The organism is Rhodospirillum sp. A1_3_36 (genome assembly GCF_047263945.1).
GTDB lineage: Bacteria > Pseudomonadota > Alphaproteobacteria > Rhodospirillales > Rhodospirillaceae > Rhodospirillum.
Genome location: NZ_JBLAVB010000004.1, coordinates 256,223 through 271,570 on the forward strand (window position 1 = coordinate 256,223; position 15,348 = coordinate 271,570).

Here is a 15,348-nt window from a genome sequence, read left to right on the forward strand (position 1 = left end):
AGGATTATCCTCCCGGGCCATTCTTCGGGTCGGGGCGGCATCGGAACAAACCTCCGATACCGCCCCGATTTTATAGGCAAAGGAAGACGCATCATGCGCGGGATCATCATCACCTCCGGACTGGCTCCGGCCTTGCTCGCCGCCGGATCGGCCCTGGCCGGAACCCTGACCCACGACCTGGAAAACCCTGTCCCCTATATCCCGCCCCAGTGCTACACCAAAACCGTCGACGCTGCGGGGGAAATCCACAACCCCTGCTTCACCTGCCACCAGTCGAGCACGCCCCCCAACTACGTGAACGACCGGGACCTGCAACTGTCCTACGACTTCGCCGGACCGGCCGAGACCAACCATTGGTCCAATCTGTTCGAGGACCGACGGGCGCGCAACGCGGCCATCTCCGACACCGCCATCGACGCTTGGGTGGCCACCGACAACTATCACGATGCCACAGGCTCCCCCCTTCTGGCCAAAACCCTCGCTCAGGTCCCTGCCGCCTGGGACGAGAACGGCGACGGCCAATGGGGCGGCTATGTCCCCGATGCCTATCTCCACTTCGACGACGCGGGCTTCGACATCGGCCCACAGGGCGAGGAAAGCGGCTGGCGGGTTTTTGCCTATGCCCCCTTCCCCGGCACCTTCTGGCCCACCAACGGATCAACGGACGACGTCATGATCCGCCTGCCCGATGTCCTGCGCCGGGATGCCTCCGGCGCCCTGGACCGGGAGACCTACGCCCTGAACCTGGCCATCGTCGAAGCCATCACCCGCCAGGCCGACGTTGCGCTGACCGCGCCGGTGGATGAGAGCCGCTGGGGGGTCGACCTGGACAGGGACGGGACCCTGGGCGAGGCCAACCACATCGCCTTCGACTGGGACCCCCTGGCCGGGAAGACCATGACCTATGTGGGCGCCGGACAGGCCGCCCTGGCCGAGGGGACCCTCCACCTCGCCGGAGGGCTCTACCCCGAGGGCACAGAGTTTCTGCACAGCGTCCGTTATATCTCCGTGGACGCGACCGGCGCCACGGGTATGGCCCCGCGCATGAAGGAGCTGCGCCACATGGTCAAAACCAAGTGGCAAACCTATTCCGACCTGCAATCGGGGATCCTGGCCGAAGCCAAGGAAAAGAGCGACTTCCCCGACCGCCTGCGCGACCTGTTTGGCGACGCCGAACGGGGTATCCCCAATGGTCAGGGTTGGGTTCTGTCAGCCTTCATCGAGGATAGCGCGGGTGCCCTGCGACCCCAGACCTACGAGGAAACGGCCTTTTGCACGGCCTGCCACGGCGGTTTGGGGGCAACCACGGACAGCGTCTTCTCCTTCACCCGCCGCCTGCCTGCGGACTCCTGGCGCGGCGGTTGGTACCACTGGGCCGAAAAAGGGCTGGCGGGCGTCCCCGAGCCCAAGCGCACCGACGGCCAGTATGAATACACCACTTACCTGGAACAGAACCACGCGGCCGACGAGTTCCGCGCCAATACCGAGGCTATGGAGCGCTTCCTGAACGACGATGGAACCCTCAAGGCCGACCGGATCGAGGCCCTCCACAGCGACATTTCCCTGCTGTTGATGCCCAGCGCAGAGCGGGCCCGGGCGCTCAACAAAGCCTATCGGGTAATCGTGGAAGACCAGGACTTCGAGAAGGGCCGGGACGCCAATCTGGCACCGGTAGGTGAAACGGTCTACGCCACCGTAGCCACCGAAACGGAAACCGGCATCAAGGAGCCCGTCCACGGTCCGGAGTGGTGAGTCTCCAGTCGACTAGAGTGCTCCGAGATCAAGTTGGGACGCTTCGCGACCACCCTACACGATAGGGAGTGTTTTCCAGTCGAGGGGCTTTGCCCCGTGACTGGAAAAAAAGGGGGGTTTGGGGGCATTTTCCCCCAAATGGGCTTGGGCAATCGCCCAAAAAAAGACGAGACACTGTCGTGTCCTGTGCTTCGCGACCAAACTTAGCCTCGAAGAGACTCTAAAACTTATAGAATGGAAGTGAAACGGGATCAGCCAGCACGCTGGAAAAAGTGCCGGATCGTTGTAGCGAAAGAGTCCCAACACGTTTCTTCTATTTCCTGCCGGAAAAAGTCTTGCCGATCCTTCTCATTCCAGGAAGCAATCTCCTCCAAATCGCTTTTCACGCGTTTTAGATAGGACCCAACCGCCTTGGCACGCTTTCCTTTCAGCGCGGGCTCGTTCAAATTAAAGGTATTGATGGTTTCGTTCGCTCGATTTTGGTCGTCGCCTGTCAGCCCTTCCCGAGGACGAACAATGCCATTGGAATGAAAGAACAAAAGGTCATCGGGATCCGTCTCATCAGGCTTAATCAGAGAATCGGGATTGTAGACAGACGCCCCCTTACTGTCCTTGAAGTGACCACAATGGTCCTGCGAGTCACATGATAAAAAGAGATTTTCCCACGAGAAGGTCAATTGGGGAAAGCCACACACTGGATTCTTCCTGCGGAAATGCTCGATATGCCCATGTCGGCTGCCCTCCCTGGAAAATATTTCCTCTTCGCAATAGGCACAACGCAAGTTAATAACGTGATCTTCCGAGCCCGGAACGCGGCGCCCCTGCATGGAACCAAGTTGCTTGCGAAGCTCTTTCTTGCAATCGCTTCCGAAATCATCCCAGGTTTGAGTTTCGTAATCATAGTTACTCAGACATGCGGGAGCAGCCACCCGAGCTCGATCCAGCTTATGCATCCGCGTCACTCCCCACTGCGGTTCTTAAGTTTCATTGCCTGGAAGCGAATCAATCTGTCGACATCCAGGATCAAAGGATGGCGGGGCCCGTAAACCCTTTCGAGAATCCTGCGGAGTTCCTTTCCTTCATTGGATTCGTGGCTTCCGGACTCGATCATGACGGTATATTTGGCCAACCAATCTGCCTCCTCCACAGGCGGAATCGGGTTGACATGCATAATATCATTGAGAGCGACGGCGCTTTCGACCCCTATAATTTCCTGTTCCGGCTTTGGCGCATGCCACGTCCCGTCCAAGCGCTGTCCAAGAAGCCGAATATTATCCCGGCCAACCGTGGTCAAGACTTGCGGACTATGGGTACTGACGATGAACTGAACGTTCGGAAAGGCCTTGCGCAGCGACGGTAGGATTCTCTGTTGCCACGACGGGTGAAGGAACATGTCCACCTCGTCGATCAAAGCGATTCCAGGCGTCTGACGCGCCTCCTTTCCCAGGTGGGGATTTAGCTTGGCCATACGGAAGGCGAGATCTGCCACCATTGCGATGGCATTGCGCATCCCATCGCTCAACATATCAACCGGAATTGTGCCGAATTCGCCATGCCGCATAATGAGTTGTTGGTTTTGGCTGGAGCTGTATTCCAGATCATGCCACCCGGTGGCGTCTTCAACTAAAGCATCGACCGCGTCCTTAATCACGGCAATGATTTTTTTGAACCGCTCACCCTCTTCGCTCAGCGCACCGTTGCTTTCCAGCGTCTGGATTTGTTCTTCACGATAGCTACGGTACACCCACCCATACCACTCCTTAAAAGCGGGGAAGCTGGAAGAATAGGAAAGGCAATTCAGATAACCCGAGGTCCGTGAGTAGTCTTCATTGCCCAACGACACCTCCTTGGCATTCGAGGTGAAACGCCCTTGAAACCACAGCCGCGAGGTCCCGAGATAGGTGACAAGAGGCAAGATTACCTCAGGGTCTCCACCGCGCGCACGCCGCTCCAAGCTCCCCGCCCACCGGGTCAACTCCTTGGTCGGCGCATCTCCCGAGGTGTTTGTCCCGCGTTTAACCCGTTCGCGGGTTTGAACCCATTGACGCGTCTCGGGGGCGTCCCAAGCACCGACAGCTTCGATACGGCTGGGAACCTGGGGCTCCATGTTGCCGCCCTTCAGCTTCGCCAGACGCACATCGGGAATCTGGATTGTCGCCCCTTTTCCCGTCTGACTACCAAGATCGAAACCTTTTACAAACGGCCAGACAGCAACGCGCAATGCGTCCAGTACGGTGGTCTTCCCTTGCCCGTTAGGCGCCACCAAAACGGTTAGGTGCCGATCAAAATCAATCTCTAGAGAATCGAAACAACGGTAATTTGATATGCTAATCTTTGTAAGATGCATCGCCTTGGGCTCCATTTCGGCAGCATGCCTGTTTTGATATTCAAAGATGGGCGCTCATGTTACCAAGATGTACATCGGCTTTTCTTGATGACCATTCATGAATTACCAATAAAACCACATATTGAGGTGTAATTAAAATTCAAAATTGCGCAAATCCAACGCCGACGCCATCCGGACACCGCATTTGTCCAGCTTGCCTTCCGTTTTCCTTATGTGCAAGCACCACCCCAGTGCTTACCCCTCACATTGATACGATTCCGTTTCTTTTTTCTTGCCTCTTGCTCGTTTGGGAATCCGACCGTAGGATTTGACCAATTGATCAACTTTTGTGCGCGCCTAAAGTTTGGGCAAATTCATCACAAAGACACTCAAACCAGGAGTTCCCCCCATGGCGTTTCGTCAGACCGGCCCCGCCCTCTCCATTTCCCGCCGATCCCTGTTGCGTGCGACCGCCCTGGGCGCCGCAGCCCTGACCCTGCCGGGTCTGACGGGGCGCGCGCAGGCCCAGGTCCCGCTCAAAGTGGCCGCCGTCTACACTGTTCCCGTGGAGCAGCAGTGGGTGAGCCGCCTTCATATCGCCGCCAACGCCGCCCAGGAGCGCGGCGAAATCGAATATGTCTTCTCGGAAAACACCGCGAATGGCGACTACGAGCGGGTCATGCGGGAATATGCCGAGGCCGGATATGATCTGATCATCGGCGAGGCCTTCGCCGTCGAAGATGCGGCCCGCCAGGTGGCCGCAGACTATCCCGACAAGGCCTTCCTGCTTGGGTCGTCCTTCAAACCGTCGGAAGACAACCCGAATTTCGCCGTCTTCGACAACTATATCCAGGATGCCTCCTACCTGTCTGGCATCATCGCCGGGGCGATGACCAAGTCGAAGAACATCGGTATGGTCGGTGGTTTCCCCATTCCTGAAGTCAACCGCCTGATGAACGCCTTCATGGCCGGTGTGCGGGAAACCGCGCCCGACGCCACCTTCCAGGTGGCCTTTATCGGATCCTGGTTCGACCCCCCCAAGGCCAAGGAAACGGCCTTCGCCCAAATCGAAGCTGGAGCGGACCTGCTCTATGCCGAGCGGTTTGGCGTCTCCGACGCCGCCAAGGAAAAGGGCATTCTGGCCGTTGGCAATGTGATCGACACCCAGTCCGAATATCCGGAGACCGTTGTCGCCTCCGCCCTATGGCACTTCGAGCCGACCCTGGACGCGGCCATTGCCAAGGTCAAGGCGGGAACCTTCAAGGCCGAGGACTACGGCATCTATTCCTTCATGAAGGAAGGCGGCTGCTCGCTGGCACCGCTCGGCACCTTCGAGGGGAAAGTGCCCGAAACCGCCATGAAACTGGTGGCCGAGAAGCAAGCGGCGATCATGGACGGCTCATTTGTCGTCGAGATCGACGACGCAGAGCCGAAGTCCAGCTAATGACGGCAACGATGGACGACGGGGCGGTTCTCCGCCTCGTCGGCGTCACCAAACGATTCGGTCCGCTGGTCGCCAATGACTCCATTTCCATCACCCTGAACAAGGGCGAAGTCATCGCCCTGCTTGGCGAGAATGGCGCCGGCAAGACCACCCTGATGAATATCCTATTCGGCCATTACGTGGCCGACGAAGGATATGTGGAAGCCTTTGGCCAACGCCTGCCCCCGGGCGAACCTAAGGCGGCGCTCGCCGCAGGCATCGGCATGGTCCACCAGCATTTCACCCTGGCCGACCAGATGACCGTGCTGGAGAATATCGCGCTGGGCACCCAAAGCCTGTTTTCTCTGCGCTTCGACCGGCGGCGCGCCCTGGCCCGCGTTGAAGCCCTGTCCCGGGATTTCGGTCTGGAAGTCCATCCGGACGCCCTGGTCTCGGACCTCTCCGTCGGCGAACGCCAGCGGGTGGAGATCCTCAAGGCCCTGTATCGGGACGCCCGGATCCTGATCCTCGACGAACCCACGGCGGTGCTGACACCGCTGGAAACCGAGGCCCTGTTCCGCACCCTGAAAAAGCTGGTCGACAAGGGACTCTCCATCATTTTCATCTCCCACAAGCTGCACGAGGTCATGGCCGCCAGCGACCGGGTCCTCGTCCTCCGGTCCGGCAAGCTGGCCGGGGAACGGCGGACGGCGGAGACGGACCGGGGTGAGCTTGCCGCCCTGATGGTGGGCGATGACATCGCCGAACCGACGGTGATCGACCATGCCCCTGGGGAAACCGTCATCGAGCTGTCCGGTGTTTGCACCGCTGGACGGGCCGGAGGGGCGCCCCTGGATCATGTCGACCTCAGCTTGCGAGAGGGCGAGATCACCGGCTTGGCCGGTGTCTCCGGCAACGGCCAGGCCGCCCTGGCCGCCCTGTTGGCTGGCACCCTCAAACCCGTCTCGGGCACCATCCGCATTCGCGGCGAGGAGATGGGCGACTGGACCGCACGGACCGCGCTGGCCCACCGCATCGGCCGTATTCCTGAGGACCGACATGCCACGGGCATGATCGGCGATATGACCGCCATCGAGAACGTCATTTCCGAAAGCTACCGCTCGCCGCGCTTCAACCGCCGGGGTTTTCTCGACTGGAAGGCGGCGGAAGACTTCGCCCGGACGATCATCCGGAACTATGACGTGAAATGCCCCTCCCCCAGCGCGCCGGTGCGCCTGCTGTCCGGCGGGAACATGCAAAAACTCATCCTGGGCCGGGCCTTCGACGGAGATCCGCAGGTGATCCTCGCCAGCCAACCCACCCGGGGCCTGGATGTGGGGGCCGTGGCCTATGTCCATGCCCGACTGCTGGAAGCCCGCAACCGAGGCGCGGCGATCCTGCTGATTTCCGAGGATCTGGACGAAGTCTTGGCCCTGTCAGACCGGATTATCGTCATCTCCAAAGGCCGCCTCTCCCCCGCCACGAAACGGGGCGAGCTGAGCCCCCGCGACATTGGCGAGCGCATGGCCGGACATGGTTTTTCAGAGAATGGACCGGAAACGGGCCAAGCACCCGACCGGGTGCCGGGCGAAGCCCGCCCCATCGGAGGTGTCCGCGAAGCGGACTGCCGTGAGATATGAAAAGGGGTACCTCCCATGCGGCTTGAACCCAAACCGGCACCAGGGTTGGCCATGACCCTGCTGTATCCTGCGGGAGCAATCCTGGCGACCTTGGTGATTGCCTCGGTCCTGGTGCTCTTCGCCGGAGCCTCGCCCTTCAACGTGTTCTGGCTGGTCGCCAAGGGCGCGGCAGGATCCCAGTTCGCCCTGCTGGAGACTTTGACCCGGGCCACACCGCTGATCTTCACCGGGCTGGCGGTGGCTGTCGCCTTCCATGCCAAGCTGTGGAATATCGGCGCCGAAGCCCAGCTCTATATCGGAGGGGTGGTGACCGCCGTCCTCGGGACCGGAGCCCTGCCCCTGCCCGGCCCCCTTCTGATCCCCCTGATCGCCCTCTGTGCCATGGTCGCGGGCGCCCTGCTGCTGTTGGGTCCGGCGGTGCTGAAAACCCGCTTCGGGGTGGACGAGGTCGTTACCACCCTGCTGCTGAATTTCATCGTCCTGTTGTTCGTCTCCATGCTGCTGGAGGGTCCCCTGAAGGATCCCATGGGGCTGGGCTGGCCCAAATCCGCCAGCCTGATCAGCGAGGCCAAGCTCCCCCGGATCATCCACGGCAAGCGGTTGCATTGGGGCTTCGGCATCGCGCTTGCCTGTGCGCTGGCCCTATGGGTGATCCTTAAGAAAACCGCGCTCGGTTACGAGATGCGGGCCGTGGGCAACAATCGGGAGGCCGCCCGTTTCGCCGGGATCCCCGTCAATCCTGTCCTGATGAAAACCGCCCTGCTCTCCGGTGGTCTCGCCGCGCTGGCGGGATTTTCCGAAGTCGCCGGGCTGAAGGGCAACCTGACCCTCGACCTCTCGCCGGGCTATGGCTACACGGGCATCGTCGTGGCCATGTTGGCCCTGCTGAATCCACTCGGTGTGGTGATCTCGGCCATTTTCGTTGCCGGGATCTTCGTCGGCGCCGACGCCATGAGCCGCACGGCGGGCGTCCCGAGTTACATCGCCCAGGTCATGGTCGCCACCTCCCTGCTCACCATGGTGACGGCGATCATGCTGACCCGATTCCGGATCCGGTGGAGATAGCCCCATGGACGCACTTGATATCCTGCTGACGGGCAGTTTCTGGCTGGCGGCGATCCGCATCGCCTCGCCGCTGATCTTCGCCACCATGGGCGAGCTGATCTGCGAGCGGGCGGGCGTGCTCAATCTCGGCATCGAGGGGATCATGACCGTGGGCGCCTTCACCGGCTGGCTCACGGTCTATCTGGGCGGAGACCTCTGGCTTGGCGTCGCCGTCGCTGCGCTGGCGGGCATGGTCTTCGGCCTGTTACATGGTCTTCTCACCGTGCCACTCGGGCTGTCGCAACATGTCACCGGCATCGGCATCACCCTGCTGGCCACGAGCCTCACCTATTTCACCTACCGTCTGGCCCTGCCCGAGGTGACCTCTCCGCCGAAGATCGAGCCTTTTCAGCCCCTGCCGATCCCCATCCTGTCCGATATCCCCCTTGTGGGACAGGCCCTGTTCAACCAAACACCGCTGACCTATCTGGCCTTCGGTCTGGTCGCAGCCGTTGCCTGGGTTCTCTATCGCACGCCGGTCGGCATTGCCCTGCGGGCCGTTGGCGAGAACCCGGCAGCCGTGGAAGCCCAGGGCATCAGTGTCACCGCCATCCGCATGGGCGCGGTCGCCGTCGGATCGGCTTTCATGGCCGTGGGCGGTGCCTTCCTGACCATGAGCGCCTTCAACTCCTTCTTCTTCGAGATGATCAACGGGCGCGGCTGGGTCTGCATCGCCCTGGTGGTCTTCGGCTCCTGGAGGCCGGGCAAGGCGCTGCTGGGGGCTGTCCTTTTCGCCGCCTTCGACGCCTATCAAGTGCGCCTGCAACAGGTGACCGGAGGCGTCATCCCCTATCAGGTCTTCCTGATGCTTCCCTACGTCCTGTCGATCCTGGCCCTGGTTGTCGTGGCCCGGCGGGCCAGCTATCCCAAGGCGTTGATGGCACCTTACCAAAAGGGCGAACGATGAGCTTCGACATCCTCCTCACGGGCGGCACCCTGCCCAACGGTCAAACCGCCGACATCGCCATCCAGGGCGACCGGATCGCGGCCATCGAGCCGAAGATCCCCGCAGATCCGGAAACGGTGGGCGAGATCATCGATATCTCCGGCAATCTGGTCGCACCGCCCTTCGTCGATCCCCATTTTCACATGGACGCCACCCTGACCCAGGGACTTCCGCGCATCAACACCTCGGGTACCCTGCTGGAGGGCATCGCCCTTTGGGGTGAGCTCAAGCCCCTGTTGACCGAAGAGGCAGTGTTGGACCGCGCCCTGACCTATTGCGACTGGGCCGTTTCCATGGGACTGCTGGCCATCCGCAGCCATGTGGACACCAGCGACGACCAGGCCATGGTCGGCGTCCGCGCCCTTCTGGAAGCCCAGAAGCGGGTCAAACCCTACCTCGACCTGCAACTGGTCGCCTTCCCCCAGGATGGCTTTTACCGGGCGCCCAAGGCCAGGAAGACCACCCTGCAGGCGCTGGACATGGGCGTCGACGTGGTCGGCGGCATCCCCCATTTCGAACGCACCATGGAGGACGGACGCCGCTCCGTCACCGAGCTCTGCGAGATCGCGGCGGAGCGGGGCCTGTTGGTCGATATGCATTGCGACGAGACCGACGATCCCCTCTCCCGCCACATTGAGCAGTTGACCTACGAGACCCAGCGCCTCGGGTTACAGGGCCGGGTGACGGGGTCCCATCTGACCTCCATGCATTCCATGGACAATTATTATGTTTCCAAGCTGCTGCCCCTGATGGCCGAAGCTCAGGTCTCCGCCGTGGCCAATCCACTGATCAACATCACCATCCAGGGGCGCCATGACAGCTACCCCAAGCGCCGGGGCATGACCCGGGTGCCAGAGATGCTCGCCCAGGGCATCCGGGTGGCCTGGGGACAGGACTGTGTGCTCGACCCCTGGTATCCCCTGGGGACGGCAGACATGCTCGACGTGGCGTTCATGGGACTGCATGTGGCCCAGATGACAAGCCCCGCAGCCATGCGCCGGGGCTTCGACATGGCAACGACCACCCCCGCAGCGATGCTCGGTTTGACAGATCTGGGGCTGTCCCCGGGCAAACGGGCGAGTTTGGTGGTGCTGGACGCCGCAGATCCCATCGAAGCCATCCGCCTGCGTCCGGATCGACTGCTGGTCCTGTCCAAGGGTGCCATTGTGGCGCGGCGGGACCGGAGGGATACGACCCTTGCCCTGCCGGGCCGTCCCGGCTCTGTGAACCGACGGCGAGGCTCTGCCCCGCTCCCCCCCATTCTTTGACGAAACTGGCGGCCTGAGGCCCCGGGGCCCCATTCATTTGGGAACCAGGGGATGAAAGAACAGCTCCGCGTTTCACATGCGGTAAAAAATCACCCCTTCTTGGCGCCAAAAACACGGTCCATGGCCCCGTCCCACACGGTCATGGTAGAGTGCGGCGCGGTCGTTTTCACTGCGCCCCCCGGTTCCATGGCCCCGTCCCACACGGTCATGGTAGAGTCCCGTTGACTTGTTAATGACCATTTAATAAGTTCCATGGCCCCGTCCCACACGGTCATGGTAGAGTTGGAGACCCCTATATCCCCTTGTTTTCAAAGGAGATATAGGGGGGTTTTCGTGCAAAGTTCGTGACATTCTGGCCCATTTTTCCACTGAATTCCCCGTGAACTCTGCACTTTGGCCCCGAAAAACCGAGAGCCAGAGGATCTGGACAGGCCGCTGCCTCCCAACGGATGATGGGGAGCGGCACGCCTCATGTCCCGTCCCGTTGTCAGCCCCCTGCAACCGTTACAGCCCCATCAGACCGTTGGCGAAATCCTTGGCGTCAAAGGGGCGAAGGTCATCGATCCCCTCGCCGACACCCACGTAGTGGACCGGTAGACCGAACTTGTCGGCCAGCGCCACCACGACACCGCCCTTGGCCGTCCCGTCCAGCTTGGTCATCACCAGACCGGACACGTTCGTCATCTCCTGGAAGACCTTCACCTGCTGATGCGCATTCTGGCCCACCGTGGCGTCGAGGACCTGGAGGCAGACGTGGGGAGCCTCGGGCTCCAGCTTCTTGATCACCCGAACGACCTTCTTCAACTCGTCCATCAACTCGGCCTTGTTGTGCAGGCGCCCCGCCGTGTCGATGAGAAGGACATCGTACTTCTCGGCCCGGGCCTGTTGCAGGGCGTCATAGGCAAGACCGGCGGCGTCCGCCCCGGTATCCCGGGAAATCACCGGGCAGCCTGTCCGCTCGCCCCAGACCTTGAGCTGTTCCACCGCTGCGGCACGGAAGGTATCGCCCGCCGCAAGCAACACCGTCTTGCCCTCTTTCTTCAACTGATTGGCGATCTTTCCAATGGTCGTGGTCTTACCCGATCCGTTGACGCCCACCACCAGCACCACATGGGGGCGGTTGGCCGGGTCTATGGGCATGGGCCGCGCAACAGGCGTCAGGATCTCGGCGATATCCTGGGCGAAATGGACCCGAACCTCGTCTCCGGTCACGTCCTTGCCGAACCGCTCCTTGGCCAGCGACTGGGTCAGCTTCATCGCCGTATCAACACCCAGATCGGCGGTGATCAGCAGGTCTTCCAGTTCCTCCAGAGCGGCGTCATCCAGCTTGCGTTGGGTGAACAGCCCCATGATCCCGCCAACAAGGCGCGAGGAAGAGCGGGCCAAACCTGCCCGCAGCCGAGCGAAGAAGCCTTCCTTTTTTGGAGCGCCGTCCTCGGACTGGCCCCCCTCGAACGGAGCCTCGGCGATCGCCTCCGCCTCTTCCTCCTGCTCGGAAACGGGCTCGGGGGCGGGCTCAGGGTCCGGAATTGGATCGGGAAGGGAAGCGGGTTCGGGCTCTGGCTCGGGAACAAGTACCGGCGAAACGACTTCGGGCTCGCCTTCCGGCGAAACGACCTTGGGCTCGCCTTCCGACGAAACGACCTCGGGCTCGCCTTCCGGCGAAACGACCTTGGGCTCGCCTTCCGGCGAAACGACCTTGGGCTCGCCTTCCGGCGAAACGACCTTGGGCTCGCCTTCCGGCCCGGAAGGAGAAACGGTGGGCGGTTCAGGGACGCGCTTGGGTTGTTCGAAGGTGGTCGGGCCGATGATCCGGGACCAGAAGCCCTTCTTTTCCTTATCGCGTTCGCTCACGAAACCGGTTCTCCAATCAAATGGGTGCCATCCCCGGCCAACAACCGGACAGGAAGAATCTGGCCCGCAGGGTAGTCCGGGGGCACGCGCACGGGCAAGAAGCCCTCGTCATGGCCCTCGCCCGGCTTTTCAATCAATACCCGGTCCAATTGGCCGACCCGATGGGCCATATGGGCGGCCAGGACCGCCTCTCCCTTGTCCCGCAGGCGCTTGGCCCGATCCTTGATCGTCGCCTTGTCCAATTGGGGCATCCGCGCCGCAGGGGTCCCCGGACGGGAACTATAGGGGAAGACATGCAGATGGGTCAGCCCGGCTTGGTCGACCAGATCCAGGGTATCCTGGAACTGCGCTTCCGTCTCCGTTGGGAAGCCAACGATGATATCCGCGCCCAGCGCCATGTCAGGGCGCAGCTCCCGCAGACGCTTGGCGAGTGCGATGACGTCGTCGCGCAGGTGGCGGCGCTTCATGCGCTTCAGGATCATGTCAGCGCCCGCCTGAACGGACAGGTGCATATGGGGCAGCAGGCGGGGCTCCCTGGCGATCAGGGCGAACAGATCCTCGTCCACTTCCACCGGATCCAGGCTGGACAGGCGCAGGCGAGGGAGTTCCGGCACGGCGGCCAGCAGACGACGGACCATCTGGCCCAAGGTCGGCGCCCCGGGCAGATCGGGGCCATAGGCGGTGATGTCCACGCCGGTCAGGACCACTTCCCCATAGCCATTGGCCACCAGGGCGCGGACCTGTTCGGTAATCTGTCCCATGGGAACGGAGCGGCTGTTGCCCCGGCCAAAGGGGATGATGCAGAAGGTACAGCGGTGATCGCAGCCCTGCTGGACCTGGACAAAGGCCCGGGCCCGCCCCTCGAACCCACCGATCAGGTGACCGGCGGTTTCGGTTACGGTCATGATGTCTTCGACCAAAATCTTGGCCGGTTCACCGATAGAGAAGGCATCCCCCATCGCCCCCATCGACCCGTAGCTCTCCGCCTTGAGCTTTTCCTCGTTGCCCAGCACCCTGTCCACCTCGGGCATGGCCCCCCAGGCCTGGGGGTCGATCTGGGCGCCGCAGCCGGTGACGATGACCTTGGCCTCCGGGTTTTCCCGGCGCAAGCGGCGGATGGTCTGGCGGGCCTGACGTTCTGCTTCCTTGGTCACAGCGCAGGTATTGACAATGATGGCGTTCGTCAGACCGGCTTGGGTAGCCTGATCGCGCATGACCTCGGACTCGTAGGTGTTGAGGCGGCATCCAAAGGTGATGATCCGCAGCCCGTTTGCTTCGGGAGCTCCATCGGGAGCCGTCCCGGCGCTTTGCTCGGCAGGGGTGCTCATTGCCAGCCCCCCTCCTCCAGCACACCGCGGTAGGCCAGGGTGGCCGAGCCGGTCATCAGGATTCGGTTGTCGCTTTCCCGCCAAGCAATGTGCAGGGGCCCCCCGTCCAACTCGACCACGGCCTCTCGGCCAGTGATCAGGCCACGGCGGACCGCAGCGACCAGCACGGCACAGGCACCGGTGCCGCAAGCCTGGGTAATGCCCACGCCCCGCTCCCAGACGCGCATGCGGATGTGATCCGCATCCAGGCGGTTGATGACTTCCACGTTGACCCGCTTGGGGAACAGGGGATGGTGCTCGACCTGGGGACCCCATGTGGTCAGATCCACGGCCTCGGCATCCTCGACAAAAAACACCGCATGGGGGTTGCCGACGGACACAGCGCAGGGTCCCGACAGAGGGCCAACGGACAGGTCCAGCTCCAGGGTCTCCACGGGACCGGACAGCGGCAAATCCGCCCAGTTCAGCCGGGCAGGCCCCATGTCCACGGTGATGGCCTCGCCCAGGTCCTTGCCGGGCACGCGAAAGGCCTCGATCGGGCCGCCCAGCGTATCGATGCGGACCCGATCGCCGCCGCTCTCCTCCAGCAACAGACGCCCCACGCAGCGGGCCGCATTGCCGCAGCTCTCCACGACGCCGCCGTCACTGTTGCGGATACCCATGGTCGCAGTGCCGCCTCCGGTCGGGGGCAACAGGGTGATGAACTGATCGCACCCGGGACCGGAGCGGCGATTGGCCGCCGCCCGCACCGCCGCTTCCGTCAGCTCAAGCGGATGGGTCCGGGCATCGATCACGATAAAATCGTTGCCCAGGCCGTGCATTTTCAGGAATGGCCTGCCGGTTAAACTCATGGGGTTGGTTGCTTCAAGGAAAATGGAGAAAAGTTCACTCTAGCGCCGTCACGAGAGGATTTACTGTGTATGGAACGCTCAGTCCTCACTCATCCTTGATGATGACTTCGACGCGTTTCGTATGGATGTTCATCACCGTAAGTTCGAGAGCTTCGACTTTTTGGCGAGCCTTGCTCTTCAGATCTTCGGAAGACCCTGGCCTGCCTTCGATGTGGTTCAAATGTGCTCTCGCTTTGTTCAGCTCTCGCCGAATTGTCCAGTTGTTGAGAGAGCCCTTTCCACTTTTCAGAAGATAGCTGTAGACAGTGCTGATTCCTATAGCGGTTACCGGAGCAAAATACATTAGAAGTTCTTTCAGATCGGGCGCTGCATATGTGTTGATAAGGTAAACAACAATGCCACCGCCGCCGCCTCCAGCGGCGATTGACGCAGTCCCGCTCCGTCGTGGGTTACCTGTGTTTTCCCTATTCAATTGATCGGACTGCACTCGAAATTTCCGATCACATGGGAGCTTTGTTTTGCTTTAATGCCGAAATAATTTCCTTGGTATCGCTTTCCGACATAGTCTGGAAATCGTGAAAGCGGAACTGTTGATCCCCGATCTTAAGTGTCATTTCAAAGTTTCCCCGAGACCGAGATAAGATGGCCCTCCCAATGGGAATAAGAAGGGATGCGGCGACCGACACGATGGAAATCGTGAGAGCTAGGGATTCCAACCCAAAGATTCCAATCATTGTCCAAACTCCGTGGTGTCAAGCCGAATTGACTGTCTGGTTCCGATCACTCGACATTATTTGATATTAACATAACAATCGAACAACAGGCAATGTATCGGAGCACCCAGACTGGGCGCCAC

General features: G+C 61.4%; 12 protein-coding genes. 6 read left to right on the forward strand and 6 right to left on the reverse strand.

Going from position 1 to position 15,348, the window contains the following annotated elements; genetic code table 11:
• The first annotated feature begins 93 nt into the window (after positions 1 to 93).
• Positions 94 to 1,752, forward strand: a complete 1,659-nt coding sequence (locus ACLIRY_RS11535) for a hypothetical protein (RefSeq protein ID WP_413205536.1) — start codon at positions 94 to 96, stop codon at positions 1,750 to 1,752.
• 251 nt (positions 1,753 to 2,003) lie between these two features.
• On the opposite strand, the gene ACLIRY_RS11540 is transcribed toward ACLIRY_RS11535, so the two are convergent.
• The gene (locus tag ACLIRY_RS11540; protein ID WP_413205537.1) at positions 2,004 to 2,705 is read right to left on the reverse strand and encodes a retron system putative HNH endonuclease; all 702 of its coding nucleotides are present in this window, start codon (positions 2,703 to 2,705) and stop codon (positions 2,004 to 2,006) included.
• Positions 2,706 to 2,710: 5 nt separating this feature from the next.
• The gene (locus tag ACLIRY_RS11545; RefSeq protein ID WP_413205538.1) at positions 2,711 to 4,099 is read right to left on the reverse strand and encodes an AAA family ATPase; all 1,389 of its coding nucleotides are present in this window, start codon (positions 4,097 to 4,099) and stop codon (positions 2,711 to 2,713) included.
• Between the two features lie 388 nt (positions 4,100 to 4,487).
• On the opposite strand from ACLIRY_RS11545, the gene ACLIRY_RS11550 reads away from it, so the two are divergent.
• The 5 genes from ACLIRY_RS11550 to ACLIRY_RS11570 are packed head-to-tail and all read left to right on the forward strand — an operon-like array spanning position 4,488 to position 10,459.
• A complete protein-coding gene (locus ACLIRY_RS11550) occupies positions 4,488 to 5,522 on the forward strand; it encodes a BMP family protein (protein WP_413205539.1) in 1,035 nt (344 codons plus the stop codon).
• Entirely contained in the window at positions 5,522 to 7,141 is a 1,620-nt protein-coding gene (locus ACLIRY_RS11555; protein WP_413205540.1) for an ABC transporter ATP-binding protein, read from the forward strand. Before ACLIRY_RS11550 ends, ACLIRY_RS11555 begins: the two co-directional genes overlap by 1 nt.
• Before the next feature lie 15 nt (positions 7,142 to 7,156).
• Positions 7,157 to 8,206, forward strand: coding sequence for an ABC transporter permease (locus ACLIRY_RS11560; RefSeq protein ID WP_413205541.1), 1,050 nt, complete (start codon positions 7,157 to 7,159; stop codon positions 8,204 to 8,206).
• 4 nt (positions 8,207 to 8,210) lie between these two features.
• Complete coding sequence (locus tag ACLIRY_RS11565; protein ID WP_413205542.1) at positions 8,211 to 9,152, forward strand: ABC transporter permease; 942 nt, start codon at positions 8,211 to 8,213, stop codon at positions 9,150 to 9,152.
• Positions 9,149 to 10,459 carry an amidohydrolase family protein gene (locus ACLIRY_RS11570; protein ID WP_413205543.1) on the forward strand — a complete coding sequence of 437 codons (1,311 nt, stop codon included), beginning with the start codon at positions 9,149 to 9,151 and terminating at the stop codon, positions 10,457 to 10,459. Before ACLIRY_RS11565 ends, ACLIRY_RS11570 begins: the two co-directional genes overlap by 4 nt.
• 504 nt (positions 10,460 to 10,963) lie before the next feature.
• On the opposite strand, the gene ftsY is transcribed toward ACLIRY_RS11570, so the two are convergent.
• From ftsY to ACLIRY_RS11590, 4 genes are all read right to left on the reverse strand, one after another.
• The gene (gene ftsY, locus ACLIRY_RS11575) at positions 10,964 to 12,313 is read right to left on the reverse strand and encodes a signal recognition particle-docking protein FtsY (protein ID WP_413205544.1); all 1,350 of its coding nucleotides are present in this window, start codon (positions 12,311 to 12,313) and stop codon (positions 10,964 to 10,966) included.
• Positions 12,310 to 13,641, reverse strand: coding sequence for a tRNA (N(6)-L-threonylcarbamoyladenosine(37)-C(2))-methylthiotransferase MtaB (gene mtaB, locus ACLIRY_RS11580; protein WP_413205545.1), 1,332 nt, complete (start codon positions 13,639 to 13,641; stop codon positions 12,310 to 12,312). Before mtaB ends, ftsY begins: the two co-directional genes overlap by 4 nt.
• Entirely contained in the window at positions 13,638 to 14,492 is an 855-nt protein-coding gene (dapF, locus tag ACLIRY_RS11585) for a diaminopimelate epimerase (RefSeq protein ID WP_413205546.1), read from the reverse strand. The genes mtaB and dapF overlap by 4 nt, the downstream gene beginning before the upstream one ends.
• Before the next feature lie 85 nt (positions 14,493 to 14,577).
• On the reverse strand, positions 14,578 to 14,979 hold the full coding sequence (locus tag ACLIRY_RS11590) for a hypothetical protein (protein WP_413205547.1): 402 nt from the start codon (positions 14,977 to 14,979) through the stop codon (positions 14,578 to 14,580).
• Positions 14,980 to 15,348 lie beyond the last annotated feature (369 nt).